Source organism: Sinomonas sp. G460-2, from assembly GCF_047759905.1.
Classification (GTDB): domain Bacteria; phylum Actinomycetota; class Actinomycetes; order Actinomycetales; family Micrococcaceae; genus Sinomonas.
Genome location: NZ_JBKZWT010000003.1, coordinates 1 through 20,329 on the forward strand (window position 1 = coordinate 1; position 20,329 = coordinate 20,329).

General features: G+C 67.4%; 20 protein-coding genes. 9 read left to right on the forward strand and 11 right to left on the reverse strand.

Going from position 1 to position 20,329, the window contains the following annotated elements; all coding sequences use genetic code 11:
- Nucleotides 1–543: signal peptidase I (locus ACLN58_RS00690; RefSeq protein WP_415853350.1), on the forward strand; the 543-nt coding region annotated here is incomplete at its 5' end.
- Nucleotides 533–895 (forward strand): hypothetical protein, encoded by a 363-nt coding sequence (locus tag ACLN58_RS00695; RefSeq protein WP_415853351.1) that lies wholly within the window; start codon nucleotides 533–535, stop codon nucleotides 893–895. The genes ACLN58_RS00690 and ACLN58_RS00695, both read left to right, overlap by 11 nt.
- Nucleotides 896–908: 13 nt before the next feature.
- On the opposite strand, the gene ACLN58_RS00700 is transcribed toward ACLN58_RS00695, so the two are convergent.
- The gene (locus tag ACLN58_RS00700) at nucleotides 909–1,676 is read right to left on the reverse strand and encodes a response regulator transcription factor (protein ID WP_415853352.1); all 768 of its coding nucleotides are present in this window, start codon (nucleotides 1,674–1,676) and stop codon (nucleotides 909–911) included.
- A 139-nt stretch (nucleotides 1,677–1,815) separates the two neighbouring features.
- Here ACLN58_RS00700 and ACLN58_RS00705 point away from each other — a divergent pair, with 139 nt between their 5' ends.
- Nucleotides 1,816–2,274: a hypothetical protein gene (locus tag ACLN58_RS00705; protein ID WP_415853353.1), complete on the forward strand. Its 459-nt coding sequence runs from the start codon at nucleotides 1,816–1,818 to the stop codon at nucleotides 2,272–2,274.
- On the opposite strand, the gene ACLN58_RS00710 is transcribed toward ACLN58_RS00705, so the two are convergent.
- From ACLN58_RS00710 to ACLN58_RS00740, 7 genes are all read right to left on the reverse strand, one after another.
- Entirely contained in the window at nucleotides 2,271–3,926 is a 1,656-nt protein-coding gene (locus tag ACLN58_RS00710) for a sensor histidine kinase (RefSeq protein ID WP_415853354.1), read from the reverse strand. The two genes, ACLN58_RS00705 and ACLN58_RS00710, sit on opposite strands and share 4 nt — an antisense overlap.
- A 142-nt stretch (nucleotides 3,927–4,068) precedes the next feature.
- The gene (locus ACLN58_RS00715) at nucleotides 4,069–4,404 is read right to left on the reverse strand and encodes an STAS domain-containing protein (RefSeq protein ID WP_415853355.1); all 336 of its coding nucleotides are present in this window, start codon (nucleotides 4,402–4,404) and stop codon (nucleotides 4,069–4,071) included.
- A gap of 271 nt (nucleotides 4,405–4,675) precedes the next feature.
- Complete coding sequence (locus ACLN58_RS00720) at nucleotides 4,676–6,034, reverse strand: MFS transporter (protein ID WP_415853356.1); 1,359 nt, start codon at nucleotides 6,032–6,034, stop codon at nucleotides 4,676–4,678.
- Between the two features lie 185 nt (nucleotides 6,035–6,219).
- Nucleotides 6,220–7,194: an ABC transporter substrate-binding protein gene (locus ACLN58_RS00725; protein ID WP_415853357.1), complete on the reverse strand. Its 975-nt coding sequence runs from the start codon at nucleotides 7,192–7,194 to the stop codon at nucleotides 6,220–6,222.
- 74 nt (nucleotides 7,195–7,268) lie between these two features.
- The gene (locus ACLN58_RS00730) at nucleotides 7,269–8,075 is read right to left on the reverse strand and encodes an amino acid ABC transporter ATP-binding protein (protein WP_415853358.1); all 807 of its coding nucleotides are present in this window, start codon (nucleotides 8,073–8,075) and stop codon (nucleotides 7,269–7,271) included.
- A complete protein-coding gene (locus ACLN58_RS00735) occupies nucleotides 8,075–9,031 on the reverse strand; it encodes an amino acid ABC transporter permease (RefSeq protein WP_415853359.1) in 957 nt (318 codons plus the stop codon). The genes ACLN58_RS00730 and ACLN58_RS00735 overlap by 1 nt, the downstream gene beginning before the upstream one ends.
- Before the next feature lie 324 nt (nucleotides 9,032–9,355).
- The gene (locus ACLN58_RS00740; protein ID WP_415853360.1) at nucleotides 9,356–10,039 is read right to left on the reverse strand and encodes a GntR family transcriptional regulator; all 684 of its coding nucleotides are present in this window, start codon (nucleotides 10,037–10,039) and stop codon (nucleotides 9,356–9,358) included.
- 267 nt (nucleotides 10,040–10,306) lie between these two features.
- Between ACLN58_RS00740 and ACLN58_RS00745 the strand changes: the two genes are divergently transcribed.
- From ACLN58_RS00745 to ACLN58_RS00760, 4 genes are all read left to right on the forward strand, one after another.
- Complete coding sequence (locus tag ACLN58_RS00745; RefSeq protein ID WP_415853361.1) at nucleotides 10,307–11,695, forward strand: protoporphyrinogen/coproporphyrinogen oxidase; 1,389 nt, start codon at nucleotides 10,307–10,309, stop codon at nucleotides 11,693–11,695.
- A gap of 82 nt (nucleotides 11,696–11,777) precedes the next feature.
- Nucleotides 11,778–12,707, forward strand: a complete 930-nt coding sequence (gene dapA / locus ACLN58_RS00750; RefSeq protein WP_415853362.1) for a 4-hydroxy-tetrahydrodipicolinate synthase — start codon at nucleotides 11,778–11,780, stop codon at nucleotides 12,705–12,707.
- Nucleotides 12,708–12,744: 37 nt separating this feature from the next.
- On the forward strand, nucleotides 12,745–14,250 hold the full coding sequence (locus ACLN58_RS00755; RefSeq protein WP_415853363.1) for an aldehyde dehydrogenase family protein: 1,506 nt from the start codon (nucleotides 12,745–12,747) through the stop codon (nucleotides 14,248–14,250).
- Between the two features lie 78 nt (nucleotides 14,251–14,328).
- Nucleotides 14,329–15,216, forward strand: coding sequence for a pyrroline-5-carboxylate reductase family protein (locus ACLN58_RS00760; protein ID WP_415853364.1), 888 nt, complete (start codon nucleotides 14,329–14,331; stop codon nucleotides 15,214–15,216).
- Here ACLN58_RS00760 and ACLN58_RS00765 read toward each other — a convergent pair.
- The 3 genes from ACLN58_RS00765 to ACLN58_RS00775 all read right to left on the reverse strand — a co-directional run bounded on the left by ACLN58_RS00765 (nucleotide 15,213) and on the right by ACLN58_RS00775 (nucleotide 18,201).
- Complete coding sequence (locus ACLN58_RS00765) at nucleotides 15,213–15,509, reverse strand: hypothetical protein (RefSeq protein ID WP_415853365.1); 297 nt, start codon at nucleotides 15,507–15,509, stop codon at nucleotides 15,213–15,215. The genes ACLN58_RS00760 and ACLN58_RS00765 overlap by 4 nt on opposite strands.
- Before the next feature lie 25 nt (nucleotides 15,510–15,534).
- Nucleotides 15,535–16,971, reverse strand: coding sequence for a short-chain fatty acid transporter (locus ACLN58_RS00770; protein ID WP_415853366.1), 1,437 nt, complete (start codon nucleotides 16,969–16,971; stop codon nucleotides 15,535–15,537).
- A gap of 576 nt (nucleotides 16,972–17,547) precedes the next feature.
- Complete coding sequence (locus tag ACLN58_RS00775; protein ID WP_415853367.1) at nucleotides 17,548–18,201, reverse strand: TetR/AcrR family transcriptional regulator; 654 nt, start codon at nucleotides 18,199–18,201, stop codon at nucleotides 17,548–17,550.
- A gap of 314 nt (nucleotides 18,202–18,515) precedes the next feature.
- Between ACLN58_RS00775 and ACLN58_RS00780 the strand changes: the two genes are divergently transcribed.
- Entirely contained in the window at nucleotides 18,516–18,914 is a 399-nt protein-coding gene (locus ACLN58_RS00780) for a hypothetical protein (RefSeq protein WP_415853368.1), read from the forward strand.
- A 108-nt stretch (nucleotides 18,915–19,022) separates the two neighbouring features.
- Nucleotides 19,023–19,940, forward strand: a complete 918-nt coding sequence (locus ACLN58_RS00785; protein WP_415853369.1) for an NADP-dependent oxidoreductase — start codon at nucleotides 19,023–19,025, stop codon at nucleotides 19,938–19,940.
- Nucleotides 19,941–20,329 lie beyond the last annotated feature (389 nt).

Sequence of the window (20,329 nt, forward strand, 5' to 3'; positions counted from 1 at the left end):
GTGGCCCTCGGGCTGGTCCTCGCCGTCGCCGCGGCCGCCTTCCTCTTCCTCGGCGTGGGACCCCGGTTCCTGAGCTACCAGACCTCGACGATGCTGACCGGCTCCATGGCTCCGCTCATCAACCCGGGCGACGTCGTGGTCAGCGTCAAGACCCCGACGTCGGCCTTGAAGGCCGGCGACATCATCACCTACCAGATCCCCGTGCAGGACCAGCGCGTCGAGACGCACCGGATCGTGAGCGTCACCCGGAACTCGGCCGGCGCCACTATCATCACGACCAAGGGCGACGCGAACAACGGCTCGGACCCCTGGACCGCCGTGATCACCGACAGCACGGTCTACACGGAGGCAGCGGTCATCCCCTGCCTCGGCGACGTCATCAGGACGCTGCGCTCCCCGATCGTCCGCTCGATCCTCCTCTTCGGGGCGCCGACGATCCTGGTTACGCTTCTCCTCGTATCGATCTGGCGGCGGCCCGCGGCAGCCGCGGTCGCAGGTCCCGAACACGCGGAGGCGGAAGGAGGAAACGCCGGTGAACGCTGACCCACCGCCCGACCTCGAGCCTGCCCGGCTCGACACCCTCGCGGTCGAGCTCGATTCCCGTGACGACGCCTGTGCCTTCGCCGCGAAGTTCCTCGACCTCCTGCCGCGGCGGCTTCAGAAGATCGCCGCGACCGTCCAGGCCGGGGACGTGGAGGCCGCGCACGTCGCACTCCTGAGCCTCGCGGTGTCGGCCGAGATGGTCGGCGCGCTGCGACTCGAGCGGAACACGCGTCACGCTGACCGGGAGCTCCGCGCCGGGCGCCTGGGCGGCGCACGCGGGGCGATCCCCGAGCTGAATCACGACGCCGACGCCGTCGCGCGAGCGCTCACCGACCTGCTCCGGGCACGCTGACGCCGTCGACGAATCAGACCGACGGTGCGACCATCCCGTACCCGACGCCGCGCACCGTGCGGATGAACCGCGGATTCCGACCCCGATCGCCGATCTTCCGGCGAAGATTCCCCACATGGACCTCGACCAGATGCTCATCCGAGGCCCACTCGTCGCCCCACACCGAGCGGAGCAGCATCTCCCGTGTCCACACCCTCCGCGGGGACCCGGCCATGAGCGCCAGGAGGTCGAATTCGGTGCGGGTCAGCACGATCTCCTCGCCTTCGACGCTCACTTGGCGCGCATCGACGTCGACAATGAGCGAGCCGTGAACCATGCGGTGGGCGTCGGGCGCGGCGGCTGCCTCGGGGAGCGTCGCCGAAAGGACGACGGCGGGCGGTTCCGTCGCGCGAGTGGCGACGGTCCGTGGGCGGCGGAACATCGCCTCGATCCGCGCCTGAACGGTCCGGGGGCTGAAGGGCTTGCTGATGTAGTCGTCGGCGCCGATCTGGAGACCCGTGAGCTCGTCGATCTCGTCCCCGCGTCCCGTGATCATGATCACGTAGGCGTCGGAGAACTCCCGGAGTCGGCGGCACACCTCTGTCCCATCGAGGTCCGGCAGATTGAGGTCGAGGGTCACGAGGTCGGGGCCGTGCTCGCGAACCAGGCGCAGGCCGTCAGCGCCGGTGTCGGCCTCGACCACGTCGAATCCGTGGCGCTGGAGCGTTCGCGCGAGCAGGATCCGCATGTCGTCGTCGTCCTCGACGACCACGGCGCGGCGGTCTGTGGCGCTGTCCCCCATGGTCGGCAAGTCTTTCAGAGTCGACGGCGTTTTACACGTAGGACTTGAGTAAACCTTGAAGATCCGTTGCGGTCGGGCTTGAGACGCCGCTGCGAGCATGGATTCGGAACATCGATCACGACTCGGCGGAAGGAGGCCCGTGGGCCATCCACACCCCATCGCCTTCGCGCACGCAGTCGCCACCGGTTCCGCCCGCTTCGTCCTCCGGGCCCTCGCACCGGTTGTGGCCGCCGTCGTCCTTGTCTCTGCTCCCGCCGTCGCCCAAGCCGCGTTCACGGGCACAGGCACCGGGTCGCTCGCCGCATCGACCTATGCCATCCCCGCACCCGCGAGCATGAGCGCGACCTTCGTCTGTCTCCCCAACGGCAAGCAGGCCACGGTGACGGTGGCCGGGTACAGCCCAGTTGCCCGGGCCACCGCCTACCAGATCAGCCTCACAGCCCCGGACGGGTCCAGCAGCGCGACGACCACGATCCTGCCCACCGCGGTTCTCGCCCAGGCTTCGAAGTCTGCCGGCAACCGCATTTACACCGTCACGATCCAGGCGACCATCGGCTCTTGGGTGGGTTCACCGCTCACGCAGACCCACACCTGCTAAGCCGACGCTCCTGCTCTGAGCGGAAGGCGCACCGTGAAGGTGCTGCCCGCACCGACCTCGCTCTCGCACGAGATCGTGCCTCCGTGCTTCTCCACAACCTCCTTCGCGAGGGAGAGCCCGAGTCCCGTTCCCGGGATCCCCGCGCCGAGCACGGTGGCGCTTCGACCGAAGCGTGTGAAGACCTTCTCGAGATCCTCCGGCGGAATGCCTATGCCGTGGTCTTCGACCGTGCACACGGCCCACGCGCCGTCGCGCGCAGCACTCAGGACCACCTCCGTCCCAGGACCCGAGTACTTGACCGCGTTGGAGATCAGGTTGTCGAGCACGCGCACGAGGCCCGTACGGTCGCCGAGAATCTTGAGGGGGCCGTCCTCCCGCACGCTCACGTCGATGCCCCGGCGCTGAGCCGCGGGTGCCGACGAGTCTCCGGCCTCGCGAACCACCTGCGCGAAGTCAAGCGGCAAGCGGATCGCGGCGGCATCGGAGCCTGTCACCGCGGCCGCCAAGATGTCGTCGACCATCTGGTTCACGTGTTCGGCGTTGCGGGCGATCACCCGCAGGTCGGACCGGGAGGCGGGGCTCAGCTGCGGATCGTCCTGGATCAGTTCGGCATAGCCGACGATATTCCCGATCGGCGTCCGGAATTCGTGCGACATGACGGCGATGAACCGGTCCCTCGCTCGGACCGCGCCCACGACGTCGGTGACGTCTGACGACGCCATGACGGTGCCAGCGCGCGCGCCGTCGGCGTCAGCGAACCCGCGAACCGTGACCGACACGGTGCGCGCCTCGACGCCCCGGCCGAGCCGAAACAGCTCGTGCTCGATCTGCTCGCCCGCGAGGGCGCGCTCGAGTGCCCACTGCTCGGGCGGAAGGGGATCGTCGGACCCGTCTCGGTAGATCAGCATCTGGGTTTCGGGCAACCCGGACTCGGCGACTTCGGCCGGAACACCCGCGGCGTAGACCTCGACCTGCTTGGAGTTCACAAACATGCCTCGCCCCCGGGCGTCCAGCACGATGACCCCGACATCGACCGTCTCAAGCACCGTGTCGAGGAGGCGTTCGCGGGTCTCGCTCTGCTCGAGGAGCTCTTCGACTCGCGCCTGCTGGACCACGCCGCTCACGGTCATAACCGAAGTTCCGACGCCGACCGCGAGCAAGATGAACGGCGTCACGAGCTGCGCCGCGAGCAACCGGGCATCCAGGGTGCCAGCGGCCGCCAGTGGCACCCACACCATGACCAACGTCGCGGCTCCGCCCAGCGGGACCATGAGCCGCGGCCGGTACCCCGAGCCCGCGAGCCACATCACCGGGAAGACGGCAAGCAGAGCCAGCCCGGCGAGGGTGCCCGAGGCCGAGGACCGCACGAGCCCCACGGCGATGAAGTCGAGAAACGGAACCACGAGGAACATTCCGTACGGAAGCGCCTGCCACGGGACGAGAGCGCACAGCACGAACAGCCCCACCGACAAGGCCTGCCCGGCCATGAACCCCGGATCCGCCAACCTCCGCGGTTCCGCAAACGCGACGACGGCGCACACCAGGAGCATCGTGAGGTTCAACGGAAGCTGGCTCAAGACGACCCTGCCCGTCAGGCTCAGCTCGTGGAAACGAACTTTTCCGAGCAGCAACACTTCCAGCAGCTTCCCCACCGAGCCCCCTCGCTATGACCTGCCCCAGCATGTCTGACCTAGCCGTCGGGGAACGAGTCAAGTGTCGTGGCCTTCGGGCACAATCGCTGTGCTCTTTCCCGGTGTTGACCCACATCAAACGGGAGCCACCGCCCAAGGAAGCTTAGCGCTCGGTCTCGGGCTTCTCGTGGTGGTCGTCGACGACGGGAAGGGCCTTCTCCACGCTCGTCAGCTTGAGCAGCATTCTCACGTTCTCGCCCACGTTGACGAGCCGGAGATCACCGCCCTCCCTGCGGGCTGCGGTCGCTGCCCACACGAGGGCTCCGAGCCCGGTGGAATCCACCCAGTCAGTTCCTCGGAGGTCGATCAGCAGTCTGGTGTTCCCCGCCCGAAGGGCGTCTGTGACTGCGCCCCGAAATTCATCGACCGTGTTCACGTTGAGCCGCCCCTGGAGCGCGAGCACACTGAGCCCGTCCCGCTCGGCGAAGTCCATTGTCATGCCGCACCCCATGTTCCCCTGCCTCAGGGTCGTCCCCGCGCCCGACCGTCCGGTATTCAGCGGACGCTACGCCGGATCGCCGCCGATGGCCATGGGCCTAAGACCTAACGCTGGGAACGACTCACCGGTGGAGCGGCGCGGGCCTAGCGATGCGGGCCGCGTTGATCGCCTTGTGGATCTCGACCTACGCAGACCCGGGGCGAGGAAGCGCCCCCCGCGGTCGCTTGCGCACGCCGCGGGAGGCACTGAGCGGTCCTATGGATTGGGATTCTCAGGAGGGCGACAGCTTCGCGGCCCGAATCCCCGCGCTCCTGCCGCCAAGGGCGGCGCTTTCGGCCAGCGAGAGGCCGCGGGTTTCGGGGGCCCACACGAGGGAGATCACCGCACCGAGGAGCGTGATGACTCCGGCGATGAGCATCGTGACGCCGATGCCGAGCTCGCTGAGGGCGAGAGGGACGAGGTAGGTTCCGACCGCGGCACCGATTCGGCTGAGCGAGGAAGCCAGGCCGACGGCGGATCCGCGGATCTCCGTGGGGAAGAGTTCGTTCGGGTAGACCCACTGCATGATCTGGGTTCCGCCGATGAGGACCGCGTAGCCGATGAACAGCGCCATGATGATGGCCGTCGGTGCGCTCGGGAAGAGACCCAAGAGCAGGAGCGCGAGGCCGGACCAGAGGAAGCTGTGGATCATGAGCGGGCGCCGGCCCATCTTGTTGACCGCGAGGCACGCGAGCAGGCAGCCGACCATGAACATCACGGTGATGACCGCCGAGCCGATCTGCGCCATGCTGCCGTCGAGGTGAAGCGCGCCGAGGATGGCGGGGGCGAACGCGTAGACGGCGAACAGTGGGACGATCGATGCGGTCCAGAAGACCGTCACGAATACCATGCGCCCGCCGTAGCCCGCGCTGACGAGGGCACGGACGTTGAAGCCCTCCTTGACCTCTTCGGGCAGGTCGGCGATGCTGACGCCCGGCCCGTAGACCTTCTCGAGGACGGCGTTGGCCTCGTCGATCTTGCCCACTTTGGCGAGCCAGCGGGGAGACTCCGGCGTTCCGATCCGAGCGAGGACGATGGCCAGCGCCGGCAGTGCTGCACTCGCGAGCATCCAGCGCCAGCCGCTCTCGCCAAGGCCCGCGAGCAATTCTCCGAAGATGTAGGCGGCTGCCGCGCCGACGAACCACATCGTCACGTAGAGGCCGAGCAGCGGTCCGCGGTACTTACGAGGGGAGAACTCCGCAAGCAGTGAGGTCGCAATGGGGTAATCGGCGCCGACTGCGATGCCGATCAGGAGCCGGAGAATGATCAGCCAGACGACGTCTCCCACGAAGTACTGGGCTGCGGAGAAGACGATGATGGCGATGAGGTCGAGCGTGAAGAGCGTCTTGCGACCGAACTTGTCGGTGAGCCAGCCACCCGCGAAGGCGCCGAGGAAGATGCCGATCAGCGTCGAGGCGCCTACGAGGCCCTGCTCGGAATCGTTGAGGTGCCATTGTCCGGTGATCTGCGCCAGTGCGACCCCGATGATGGACAGGATGTAGCCGTCGAGGAAGGGGCCGCCCGAGGAGAACAGGGCGAGTTTCTTGTGGAATGGGGACAGTGTTGCGTCGTCCAATGGGTTGGTTGTCATCCAGGACTCCTATTGCTTGTGGCGCACGTTCAGGGGCTTCTTTGCTGTGACTGTGAGGTGCGTCTCATCAATAGAATAGGATTCGATCAAAGATCACGCAAGGTTTTAGATCAAAGATCTAAAGAGCCGTGACAGTGCGCTGCAGGCGGTGGCGCATCGATTGCGCCACCGCCTGCGGCGGGTTCTCAGCTGTTCGGCAGCTGCGAGGGGCTCGTGTAGAGCGTGACCTTCTCCGGCGAGATGTAGCCGATGCCGTCGACGCCCCACTTCTTGAGGATCTTGGCGTAGGTCCCGTTGCTGACGATCTCCTTCATGGCCGCCTGCATCGCCGGGCCGAGCGAGCTGCCCTTCTTCAGTGCGATGCCGAGCTCGAGGGGCTCGTAGACGAACTTCTGCAGCGTGAGTGGGACGTTCTGCGACTTGATGACGAAGGCCATGGCATCCGTCGTCGTAGCCGTGAGCTCACTGCGGCCGTTGGACACGGCGAGGATCCGCGCGCCGTCGTCCGGGTAGGTCTGAAGCGTGATCGCCGACTTGCCCGCCTTGGTGCAGTCGGCACTCGCCTGGTTGACCTGGTCGATGAAGTACGAGCCGGACAGGACGCCGATGGTGTGGCCGCACAGGTCCGTCTCGCTGTTCACGGTGATGTTGCTGCCATTCTTGGATGCGAACGAGGTGCCGACGGCGAACTCGGAGACGAAGTCGACCGTGCCGAGGCGCGGCTTGGTGACGCCGAAGTCGGCCGAGGAGATGTCGTAGCGTCCGCTGCTGAGGCCGGGAATGAGCGAGTCGAAGGTGCCAACCGACACGTTGTTGACCTTGATTCCCATGACCTCGCTCAGTGCCACAACGATGTCCGGCTGGATGCCCACCAGCTGGCCGTTCTCCTCATAGTCCTGGGGCGCGAAGTCGTTGTAGATGCCGTTCTGGATCGTCTTGTTCTTGAAATCGGCCGGCACGAGCGCCGCGACGGAATCCACCGGCTTGAGGTCCCACGTCGTGGTCACGTTCGATCCGCTTGAGGCGGACGCCTTCGCCGTTTCGGCGTTTCCGGCGTTCGACGTCGATCCCGGATCGGAACAGGCGGACAGTCCAACGGAGGCCAGAGTCGCGACCGCGGCGACGGCGAGGGAGGCGCGCAGGGCAGGGCGTGGGTACATGGGGGAACCTCTCGGCTTGGGGGTGGAACGGTTGGGGGTGTGATTGGGGTGGGTCGGGAGGGTGGGCGGGTGAATCAGAGCACCTTGGACAGGAACTCTCTGGTCCTGGGCATCTGGGGGTTGAGCAGGACGTCGTGGGGGTGCCCGCGTTCGACGACGACCCCGCCGTCCATGAAGAGCACCGAGTCGGCGACCTCGCGGGCAAAGCCCATTTCGTGGGTGACGACGACCATCGTGAGACCCTCGCGGGCAAGGTCCTTCATGACGTCGAGGACCTCGCCCACGAGCTCGGGGTCGAGGGCGGAGGTGGGCTCGTCGAAGAGCATGAGGCGGGGCTTCATCGCGAGGGCGCGGGCGATCGCGACACGCTGCTGCTGGCCCCCGGAGAGCTGGCGGGGGTAGTAGTTGGCCTTCTCGGCGAGGCCGACCTTGGCCAGCAGGGCCGCGGCGGTCGCCTTGGCCTCCTTCGGATCCTGCTTGAGCACGCCGACCGGGGACTCGATGATGTTCTGCATCACGGTCATATGCGGGAACAGGTTGAAGGCCTGGAAGACCATGCCCATCTTGGTCCGCTGCCTGGCCAAGACCTTCTCCGGCAATGTGACGTACCTGTTGCCGTGCTGCCGGTAGCCGACGAGTTCGCCGTCCAGCTCAACCCGGCCGCCGTCGATCTCCTCGAGGTGGTTCATGCTGCGCAGGAGGGTGCTCTTGCCCGAGCCCGAGGGTCCGATGATGCACATGACCTCGCCGCGTTCGACGGTGAGGTCGACGCCCTTGAGGACCTCGAGCGGCCCGAAGCGCTTCTTGAGCCCGGTGACCCGCAGGACGACCTCGCGCGTCCCGGGCGCGGAGCCCGCGGGGGTAGTGGGTGTTGTGGTCATCAGGCTCTCCTGGCGGCGGTCGTGGGCTGGGGCGGTGCGAACCTGGCGAGCGTGCGCTTGAGCTTCTCCCACGGCGTGAGTGGCAGGGCTCGGCGGCCGCCCTTGGCGTAGTGGCGCTCGATGTAGTACTGAATGACGCTCAGGACGCTCGTGACGATGAGGTACCAGATGCTCGCGACGATGAGCAGCGGGATGGTCTGGAACGTGCGGTTGTAGACCAGCTGGGCCGAGTACAGCAGTTCCGGCATGGAAGTCACGCTCACGAGCGAGGTGGACTTGAGCATGCCTATGACCTGGTTGCCCGTCGGCGGGACGATGACGCGCATGGCCTGCGGAAGGATGACTCGTCGGAGCGCGCGCGACGTCCGCATCCCGAGGGCGACGGCGGCCTCGTGCTGCCCTTGGTCCACGGAGAGGATCCCGCCGCGGACGATCTCCGACATGTAGGCGCCCTCGTTCAGTGCGAGCCCGAGCAGGGCCGCCATGAAGGGGGTCACGATCTGGTTCGCGTTGCCGGCCCAGACTGTCGGCCCGATGAAAGGAATGCCGACGTTGATCGTCGGGAAGAGCGCCGCAAGGTTGTACCAGAAGATCAGCTGGACCAGCAGCGGTGTGCCCCGGAAGAACCACGTGTAGAACCACGCGACTGTCGAGAGGATCTTGATGGGCGAGAGGCGCATGACCGCGGTCAGCATGCCCAGCAGAATCCCGAAGAACATCGAGAGGACCGTCAACTCGAGGGTCCTCAGGAGGCCGAACACGATGCTCTGGCTGAAGAACCAGCTCACGACGACGCCCCACTCGAGATTGGGGTTGGTGAAGAGCATCTGGACGATTCCGGCCGCGAACAGGACGACGAACGCCGTGAGCACCCACCACCCCCAGTGCGCGCGGTGGGCGACCCTGACGCCGTCGTCGGTCTCGGTCGCCGAGCGGATGTCGCTGGCTGCGCTCATGGGGTGGCTCCCAACGCATTGGTTCTCATCGAGGACTCCTTGGTGATGTGGGTGCGGCGGCATGGCCTCGTCGCCCTCTGGGGGACGCGAAGTCGTCGCGGTGAAGGGGAAACCGGCGGGGCCGGTTGCAATACCGTCTGCTCGCGAGCGCCTCTTTGCGCCCGCGGATTGGCTCGGGAGACGTTCGCTCGAGGTCGTGGGCCGCCGTGATCTTCGTCTCACACACAAGGTAAGATTCGATCAAAGATCGCGCAAGGGTTTAGATCAAAGATCTTAAAATTTCACGGCGCGAGCAGGAGGGGCCCCGATATGAAAAGGGGCTGGCTAGTGGCTCGCTCCTTGGGCGGCGAGAAGGGCCTTGATGCGGTCGGTTGCATTCGCGAGGGAGGCGTCATTGACGGCCGCGGCGCCGGCCGGGTCCTTGTGGCGAGCTGCGGCGATCAGGTCAACCTGGTAGCGCCACAGGGAGTCGTCGCCCTCCGCTTCCAGAGTGCCCTGCGCCCCCACGATCTTGTAGGCGCGGCACTGCAGCCAGAGGTTGCGGATCATCTGGACGAGGAACGGATTCCCCGCGGCGTTGTACAGGATGGCCAGCATGGCCTCGTCGTGGTCGAGAAGTGGGATCACGCGATGGTCATCGATGGCCTCGCGCATGAGGTCGTATTCGGCCTGCATCCTGTCGCAGTCCTCGGCCGTGATTCGCTCGGCGCCCAAGCGGGCCGCCTCCACCTCGAGCAGGCGCCGGATGTCGTAGACGTGAACGAGCTCCTCGAGAGTGAGCGCTTTGACCACCGCGCCCCTGTGGGGTTGGCGCTCAACCATGCCGGCCTCCTCGAGGCGGCGGATGGCCTCGCGCACGGGCATTGCACTCGTCCCCACTTGCTCTGCGAGCTCCCGAACCGTCAGTCGGGAGCCCGCGGGCAGATCGCCGCTGAGGATCGCCTCGTGGATGGTCGCGTAGACCTGATCCGTCAGCAGCGCCGGCTCGGCCCTCTTGGAAATCGCCATAGATCAAATATAAGGAGCGGTCAGCCTTCGACCGCGCCGCCCCGCCCGATTCGAGCGCGCCGACTGGGCCGGCGCTGAGCCCCTCCACATCGTGGTCTTGTTTGATCTTTGATCGAATACTACTATGGTGGACGTCACACAGCCCCGCAGCCCCGGCATCGCCGACGAGGGCGGTGACGGCTTCCTCAGCCGTTGCGCAGCGCTGGCACCCCTCTGCTCGGGTCCCGGCGAGGGAGATCGAATCGGTTTCGTAGAAGGGGACTTCCAATGAAAGACGTTGTCATCGTCGGTGGCGGCCTCGCGGGCCTCTCGGCCGGCTGGCGCCTTCGACACTGGGACACGTTGCTGCTCGAGTCGGAGGAGCGGGTCGGGGGTCGCATCCGCTCGGAACGCAGAGGCGCGTACTGGCTCAACTGGGGAGGGCACGTCTTCGCGGGGCCTGGCTCCTCGACGGACGCCCTGCTGAACGAGGTCGGGGTGACCGCCGTCGAAATCCCGGGCTCGCTCCAGGCGCTCGCGATGAACGGCAAGTTCATCCGCGAGGGGCACATTGCCACCTATCCCTTCCGCATCCCGATGTCGCTCTCCTCCCGCATCGCCACGCTGAGCGCGGGCATGAAGGTCGTGGCCGGCGTCGCGAAGTACACGGGCGTCGTGCGGAAGCGCGCGGGCGAGTCCGGCGCCATGCGCCAGCAGCGCATCTACGACTTCGAGAACGACACCTCGTTCCTCGACTTCGTCGGCAACCTCCCTGAAGACGCGGCCGCCCTCTTCAAGACCACCGTCACCCGCTCGGCCGGCGACATGGACCAGATCTCGGCCGGGGCCGGGATCGGCTACTTCAGCCTGGTCCTCGGCATCGGCCAGGGCCTCAACCGCGGCATCGTGGGTGGCCCATCGACCCTGACCGAGACAATCGCCGCGTCCCTCGGCGACCGCGTGCAGCTCCGGGCCACCGTGCAGGAGGTCGTGCACAAGAAGGACTCCGTCGTTGTGCGCTACCGTCAGGGCGGCCTGGACCGCGAAGTCGAGGCTCGCGCCGTCGTCCTTGCGACGACCGCCGACGTCTCGCACCGGATCGGAGTCGACCTCCCCGGCGAACTGCGCGACGCCCTGGCCCAGATCAAGTACGGCCCGCACGTCAGCGCGGCCTTCCTGACCAACGAGACGTCCGCGCGCCCGTGGGACGACATCTACGCGATCGCGGCGCCCAAGCGCTCGTTCGCGATCGCGCTGAATCAGGCGAGCATCGTCCGGGGCTCCGAGTCCGTTCGGAAGCCGGGCGGGAGCTTCATGACGTTCTCGCCCGCGAGCCTCGGGCGCGCGCTGCTGGACAAGAGCGACGAGGAGGTCGTCACGACGCACCTCGCCGATCTCGACAAGATACTCGGCCACGGATTCGCCGACAGCGTCGTGGAGGCCAAGGCGGCCCGGTGGAAGGTCGCTTCCCCGTACTGCTTCCCCGGCCGCGCGAAGATCCAGTCCACGCTCGTGCAGGGGGCCCGGCGCGTCTTCCTCGCGGGCGACTTCCTCGGGACCCTCTACACCGAAAGCTCGATCACCTCGGGGTTCTCCGCAGCCCAGGAAGCCGCAAGCGTGCTGGCCACGGACCGGCAGGCGCCGCGCCTTTCCGGGATCTCGACCGACGCTGCCTAACTCCCGCGCGCCCTTAGCCCACCCTCCCGCCCTTAACCGACCCACCGCCCTTAACCCACCCTCCCGCCGGAAGGAATCACTCATGTCGCAAGACCTCCGCGGTGTCCTCACCGCTCTGTCCACCCCGTTCGGCCAGGACGAGGCCATCGACGTCGCAACGCTGCGGCGGGTCGTCGACCGCTCCGTCGACGCCGGCGTCGACGGAGTCGTGGCCGCGGGCTCGACCGGGGAGGTCGGCGCGCTCTCCTCCGATGAGCGCCTGCTCCTCATCGACACGGTCATCGAGCACACCAACGGCCGCGTCCCGGTCATCGCCCAGACCGGGGCCACCTCGACCGCCGAGGCCATCCGCCTCTCGAAGGCAGCCGAGCGGTCTGGCGCCGACGTGCTCATGCTCATCACGCCCTTCTACGAGCCGCTCTCGGTCGCCGAGACCGTCGCGTACATCAAGGACGTGGCCGGCGCCGTGGACCTGCCGGTCATGCTCTACAACATCCCGGCCGTCACGGGCGTCAATCTGGACCCGGCAACGGTCCGCTCGCTCGCCGAGGACGTTCCGACCATCCGCTACATCAAGGACTCGAGCGCGAACTGGGAGCAGGCGCTCCAGCTCATCCACCATCACCGCGACGTCATCGGCACCTTCATCGGCTGGGACGCCTACATCTTCAGCGCCCTCGTCGAGGGCGCGGCCGGCGTCATGGCCGGCACGGCCAACGTCGTCCCGGAAGAGATCGTGACCGTCGCCCGCCGGATCGCCGAGGGCGACCTCACCGGAGCCCGCGAACAGTGGAACCACGTGTACCCAGTCATCGACGCGCTCCTCTCCGTGCCATTCATCCCTTCCGTGAAGGCGGGCCTTGGCCTGCAGGGAATTCCGGCCGGCTCGCCGCGGCGCCCCACGGCTGACCTCAACGCCGAGGACTTCGCGCGGCTCGAGCGTGCGCTCTCCTGTCTGAAGAACGCGGCCGCCCTCAAGGACGCCGCCGCCCTCAAGCAAACCATCGGCTGACCAGCGTCGAAGCAGCTAATCCAGGTAAGGAGTCAGCATGACCGTCTCAGACCAGACCGCCTTCTCCCTCCGGCGCGCCTCGGGCGCCGCGCTCCTTGGGCCCGGTGATCTGCCTCCCGCGGCGCATTTCATCGACGGCGCGTTCGGGGAGGACCCCGCTGGCGGGGTGGCCGACGTCGTCGACCCCTGCTCGGAGCAGGCCTTCGCCAAGGTCGCGGTCGGCTCGGCCGAGGACGTGGACGCGGCCGTCGCGGCCGCGGTCGCGGCCAAGGCCGCCTGGCGCGACGTGCTGCCCAAGGAGCGCTCGGCGATCCTGCACCGGATCGCGGACCGGGTCGCCGAGCACTACGACCTCCTCGTCCGGCTCGAGTCGGCGGACACGGGCAAGCCGTTCGCGGTCTCCCGCGACGACGTGGACAGCACGATCGACTGCTTCCGCTTCATGGCCGGCGCGCTGCGGGCGACGACGACGATGGCGGCCGGGGACTACGCCCAGGACCACCTCTCGGTCATCCTGCGCGAGCCGCTCGGCGTCGTCGGCGTCGTCACCCCGTGGAACTACCCGCTGCTCATGGCCGCGTGGAAGATCGCCCCGATCCTGGCCGCCGGGAACACCCTCGTGATCAAGCCCGCCGAGCAGACCTCCCTCACCACCCTCAAGTTCGCCGAACTGACCGCAGACCTCCTCCCGGCCGGGGTCCTGAACGTCGTCACGGGCAAGGGCTCGGTCGTCGGCGCCCGCCTCGCCGAGCACCCGGACGTGGACATGATCGCCCTCACCGGCTCGGTGGGCAGCGGCCGGATCGTGGCCCGCGCCGCCGCGGAGACGCTCAAGCGCGTCCACCTCGAGCTCGGCGGCAAGGCCCCCGTGGTGATCTTCGACGACGCCGACCTCGACGCCGCCGCCGAATCCCTCCGCACCGCCTCGTTCTGGAACTCCGGCCAGGAATGCGGGGCCGCGTGCCGGGTCCTCGTCCACGAATCCGTCGCCCAGGCCTTCACCGACCGGCTCGTGGCCCAGGTCCGGGGCCTCGCCGTCGGCGAGCCCCTCGCCGGGGACGACATCGAGATCGGCCCGCTGTTCTCCCGCGAGCACTACGACCGCGTACTGGGCTACCTCGCCCGGGCCGCGGACGACGGCGCCCGGGTCGCCGTGGGCGGCTCAGCCCTCCCCGGCCCGGGCTACTTCGTGGCCCCCACGGTCCTGACCGACGTCCCCGAGGGCGCCGAATGCGCCCGCGAGGAGATCTTCGGTCCCGTCGTGACCGTGGAGACCTTCGCAGGCGACGACGAGGCCATCCGGCGCGCGAACGACGTCCCCGTGGGCCTCGCCGCCTCCGTCTGGACCGAGAACGCCCGCCGCAGCCACTGGGCCGCGGCCCGAATCGACGCCGGCACCGTCTGGGTCAACTCCCACCTCATCATCGCCAACGAAGCCCCGTGGGGCGGATTCAAAGGCTCCGGCTACGGCCGCGACCTCTCCATCTACGCCCTCGACGACTACTCCCGCACCAAACACGTCATGCACAACCACACACGCTAACCCCACCCACGACCCTGCCCCGCGACCCACCAACCGCGGGCCAGAGCCGTATCCGGGCGTTGCGCCAAGGAGATCCGAATGGCCTCTCGCGCCATCGAAGACAGCCTCAACGCCGAGCCGCGGGAACCGCTCCGGGTCGCCATCCTCGGGGCAGGACAGCTCGGCCGCTCGATCCTCGCCGGGCTCGCGCGGTCCCAGGCCCGTGACGCGATCGAGCTGGCCGCGTCCACGCGCCGATCCTGCGATCTCGGCCCCGACGTCCGCGCGGTCAGCCTCGAGGAAGACCCGGAAGCGAACCGCCGGCTCGCGGCGCGTGCCGACGTCGTCATTCTCGCGGTCAGGCCGACGCAGACCATGGCGCTCGCGGCCGAGATCGCGCCCCACCTCGAGCCGGGCGCCGTCGTCATCCCACTCGCGATCGGCATCAGTGCCGCCGACCTCGAAGGCGCCCTGCCGCCGTCGGCCGACGTCGTGCGCGCGATGCCAAACCTTTCTGTCGAGCTGAGGCTAGGGGTGACCGGGCTCAGCGCGGGACCCAACGCGAGCACGGGCGGGGCCGCACTCGCGAGGGACCTATTCGAACTCCTGGGCACGGTCGTCGTCGTGCCGGAAGACCGCGTGGACGTGCTCAGCGTGGTTTCCGGCGCCGGCCCCGCGTACGCCTATTTCCTCCTCGAAGCATTCACGACGGCGGCGCGCGCCCTGGGCTTCGACGAGCGCGCGGCGTCGTCGATCATGCTCAGGACCTTCCGTGGCTCCCTCGCGCTGATCGAGCCTTCAGGACGGGCGCCGTCGGCACTCCTGGCCGAGATCGCGAGCCCCGGCAGCGCAACGGAACGCGCGATCGCGGTCCTGAGAGAGGCCGATCTCGCGAACCTCGCCCAACGCGCCATGGAGGCCGCGCTCGAGCGGGCCGCAGAGCTGCGCACGTCAGCCGTGAGCCTTGCTGACGCCAGTTTCGCCTAATGGTCCTTAAGCGAGTGGAGAAGTTCTTCGAACCACTGGGTGCGAAGCTTTTCGACGTAGGCCGCCGCTTCGTTGCCGCCATGGACGATCACCCTGAGCTTCTCCGGCGGGAGTTCTCTCACCCTGTCCGGATACATGTTGAACGCCGTCGCAGTAGTGAGGTCGATCATCAGCCCATTGAGTGCGACGCACTGCGCCTCGTAGCCGTTTGCGTGGATCAGCCTCTCACGCATCTCCGGGGCCAGCAGACCAGGCGTTAGGAGAGCGTCGATTGCCTTCCACACGTAGTCCATCCTTCGAATCTACCCCCGTCGGCTTTCAGTGCGGAACGACGGGAGGCACGAACTCGAAGGTCATGCCAAGCAGCCAGACGAGCACGAGGACCACCGGCAGGTGGAACATGAACTGAAGGAAGGTGAAGCCCACCAGGTCTCGTGCCCGAAGCTTGAGCACGGCCAGTAGCGGGAGCATGAAGAACGGATTGACGAGGTTGGGCAGCGCTTCCGCGATGTTGTAGACCTGCACCGTCCAGCCAAGGTTCATGTGGACGTCTGTCGCGGACTGCATCACGTAGGGGGCCTCGACGAGCCACTTCCCGCCGCCGGAGGGCACGAAGATGCCCAAGAGCGCGGTGTAGACGGCGATGACGACGGCGAACGCGCCGCCACCGCCGACGCTCGTGAAGAAGTGCGCGAGGTGTTCCGAAATGGTCAGGCCACCGGCGCCGGGCGCTTTGGTCAGAATGGCGGCCATTGCGGCGTAGAGCGGGTACTGCACGAGGATCCCGGCGGTCGCAGGCACTGCTTTGGCCACGGCCTGCAGGAATTTCCGGGGAGTGCCGTGCAGCACGAGGCCGAGCACGAGGAAGACCAGCAGGTAGGCGTTGAGTGAGCTGACCACGCTCAGCGCCGGCAGGGTCAGGAACTGCGAGACGAGCCAGCCCAGTGTGAGGACACCGGCAAGTGCGGGAAGGATTCGGCTGTATTCGAGCCATTCGCCCGGTCGCTGCCGGGACTCGGATTCCTCCGGCTGGTCGTCGAGGTCGACGCCCAGATCGGCGGCCGTCCTGACGGCACCGCCCTGCGGGGCCGAGAAGTGGGCGATGAAAGCCGTGAGGACCATGAGGACGGCCAGGGTCAGCAGGGATTGCCACGTGAAGATCGTGGCGCCGAAGTCCAGGACGCCTGTGATCTTCAGCAGCGCCGGCGGAAGGGAGGCTTTGGTCGCCTGGAGCTGGGCCGCGGAGGAGGAGAGCCCCAGCGCCCACACGGCGCCGAGCCCCATGAAGGCGGCGGCGCCGAGGGCACGATAGTCGGCGGTGAGGTCCTTGCGGCGGGCGATGGCCCTGGCGAGGAGGCCGCCGAAGACCAGGCTGAGCCCCCAGTTGAGGAACGACACGGCCATGGCCAGCACCGCTACGAAGCTGACCGCCGTGCGGGCCGTGCCCGGAATCTGAGCCAGACGATCGATGATCCTCGCGACGGGAGGCGAGGTGGCCACGACGTATCCGGTCAGCACGACCATAGCCATCTGCAGCGTGAAGGCCGTCAGGTCCCAGAAGCCATTGCCGAAGGAATCGGCCACTGCCTTGGGCGAGGCCCCGATGGCCAACCCGGCGAGAGCGACGAGGACCAGGCCGCCGAGGGCGAAGACAAAGGCATCGGGAAACCATTTCTGCGTCCATCCCGCGAGCCCCTGCGCGATGCGGGCCAGGCCCTTCTGTGTGCTGTCCTGCTTGAGCTGAGTCGAAGTCATTCTGCCGTGTGCCTCTCCGTTGAGCGTGCGACGTGGAGCCTAGGCTGCGCCCGGAACGACGGTCAACGCCTCGCGGCCCGACCCGGCACACTGTGGACACAACGCGGACTGCGTCCACATTGTGGAGGAAAGGCACAGCGGTGGTACCCCAGCACGAACGGCGATCGCCGGCCGTCCGATTTCAGGCAGGATCGGCGAGGGTTCATCCACGGCAGCTCGTAGCCGCATCCGGCGGCCGGTTCGGGTGCCGGCCCACAGTTAGACTTCGGTCTTCACGATCACTGCTGGTCTCAGGCGCGACCCTGCTGGCCGTGAACGAGCACGACGCACATCCTGAGGGCACGGTGCTGCGGGACATGGACAGGCGCGAAACGCATCCTCGACGCGGTCATGACATCCCTTGAGCTCTGCAGGCTCGAGGCGGCCTTCTTGGACTACGACCGCTTCGAGTACTCCGAGCCGGTGAGCGTCGTGTACGCGTCCACGGGCTCGACCGGCGCGGAGGGCCAACGAGCTCCTCGACCCGATCTGATCGTGGGCCGGTCGCGACCCCGCAGCTCTGGCAGGCAGCGCCTGTCACCGGGCCGGGAGCGGGTCGCGTTCGAGAGGCGTCGCGAAGGTCTGCACATAGTCGATGGCGGCGTACAGCGCGTCTTTCAGCGGGGTGATGTCTCGGGCTACCTGGGCGAGGAGCATGCCGCCTTGGAACGCGGAGAGAAGCAGATTCGCCTGCCGTGTCGGATCCGCGTCGGCGCTGAGGCGCCCGAGTCGTTGCATGGCCTGGAGTCCATCGCGGAAGATGTCCCTCCATTGGTCGAATGCACTCGCGAGTTCGTCGTGGACGTCGAGGTCTGTCTTGATGATCTCGCTTGCGAGGGAGCCTAGGCTGCAGCCTTCCTGGTAGGCGCGCTCATAGGCCACGTAGTGATCCGCCCACCCTCGAAAGGCTTCGAGATCATCGAAGCGGGCGAACCGCTCGCTGCGATGGAACCCAAGGACGCGATCGGCCTGCCAGGCGATCACGGCTAGGACGAGGCTCTCCTTGGTCGGGAAGTAGTGGTTGAGCTGCGATCCGCTGACGCCGGCGGCGCGGCGAAGCTGCTCGTTGTTCGTCGCGTGGACCCCATTGGTGTAGATGAGGTCGGCGGCGTGCTCCAGGATTCGGGCCCGGGTTGCCTGTCCCTTCTCGGTGAGCCTGTGGGGCTCCCGAGTTCCTGTCGTGGCTGTCATGCTTCCCAGCATACGCCTCTATTGGGCTTGACAGCCCACTTTCGATGATGGTGAACTGGAACAAATGGGCTAGCAAGCCCAAAAACAGAGGCGCCTGAGGCGCTCAGAGCCGGTGGTGGCTCGACAACAACCACCGATGCATGCAACCGCAGGAGGCTGAACCGCAATGTCACGGCTGGACCTTTTGACACCGAACCGGGCCAAGCGGGGAGGCCCACTCCGCTTGGCGATCGTCTCCGCGGTGATCTCCGGCCCCCAGCGCTCTGGGCGCTCTCGGCGGCCGCTTCGCATCAGCGGAAGCCCAGCGCATCGGCATGGTCGCCTTCCCGACGGGATGGATCGGCCTGATCGCGCCGATCATCACGGGAGCACTGCCGCTGTTCATCACGGCGACCATCATCGCTGGCGCCGGTCAAGGCATCGCGATCAGCGCCGCTACGCGCGGACTCCTGCACGGCAGCACCTTGGCCGACCGGGCACCGATCTTCGCCGTCATCTACCTCCTCTCCTACAGCGGCGCGACCATCCCAAGCCTCATCTCCGCCCAGCTCACCAACGTCTTCTCACTGCCACAGATCACACTCGGATACCTCGGACTCGCCGTCGCGGCCACCGTGTTCATCGCTGTCTCCGCACGCAACCCGCGCACCAGCACGATCAATGACATCCAGCAGAACGACTTGGGCACCGGAGGGGAGAACCCCAGCCGATGACGACCTGAACCACCGACGAGCTCGGCCAGGTCGCGACGCACGACGGAACCGCCGCAGCCGCGAACCATACCAATACACCAATAGACACACGACAGAGGAGACAACCCCATGAAAGCCATAGTGGTGACCGATCAGGCTGAAGGACTAGCCGGAATGACGCTGACCGAGAGGCCCGAGCCGACGGCAGCGATCAACGACGTCATCGTCCAAGTCCATGCCTCGGGATTCGTCCCGACCGAGATGGACTGGCCATCGACCTGGACCGACCGCGCAGGCCATGACAGGACACCGTCGATCCCGGGCCACGAGCTGGCCGGAGTGGTCACCTCCCTCGGCTACGGCACGACCGGACTGTCGGTCGGACAGCGGGTGTTCGGCCTCGCCGACTGGCATCGAGACGGCACGCTGGCGGAGTATGTGGCGATCGAAGCACGCAACCTCGCGCCACTGCCGGGCGACGTCGACTTCACGGTCGCCGCCTCCCTGCCGATCTCAGCGCTGACCGCGTGGCAGGGACTGTTCCAGCACGGCCGCCTCCAGGCAGGCCAGACCGTCCTGGCGCATGGCGCAGCCGGCGCGGTCGGGACAATGGTGACCCAGCTCGCCCGTGAGGCCGGCGCCTATGTCATCGGCACGGGACGCACCGCCGACCGCGAGAAGGCGCTCGACTTCGGCGCCCACGAGTTCGTCGACCTCGAGAACGACGAGCTTGAAGCTGTCGGCAGCGTCGATCTGGTCTTCGATGTCATCGGCGGGGACATCCAGAAGCGCTCCGCGGCCCTGACCAAGTCCGGAGGAACGCTGGTGTCCGTCGTCGGACCCGTGGAGACCCGTCCGGCCGATGGTCTAGCCGTGGACTTCGTCGTCGAGGCCGATCGCGGCGAGCTTGTCGAGATCGTACAGCGGGTGCGGGACGGGCGACTGCGGACCAACATCGACAACATCGCGCCGCTTGAGGACGCAGTCGCCGCCCTGAACCCGACCGAGCGCCGCAAGGGGAAGACGATCATCAGCATTCGCTCGTAACCGTCGAGCATCCCGGACCGGTGACCGTCGTGTACGCGTCGACGGGCTCTCCCGGGGCGGACTGGACTGCCGAGCTGCTCGACCCGATCCGATCAAGGCAGCCGGACCCCGCCCCGTAGAGGCGAACGGCACCTGCCCCCGGGTCAAGGTCAGCCGACTCGACCCGGTCGCCGGAGGAGTAAATGGGAGACTGGCGGCGCCGGAGCATGAAAAACCCCTCTCAAATCTGCGTTTCCGCAGGTCAGAGAGGGGTCGTGGAGCCCCCTGCCGGATTCGAACCGGCGACCCTCTGGAGGGTCCGGGCCATTTCGGGGACTGACCGGTTGTCTCGGGAACTCGCGGATTCCCTTGTGTTGACAGGGAACCGGGCGGTTCGCTTGCTCCGAGTG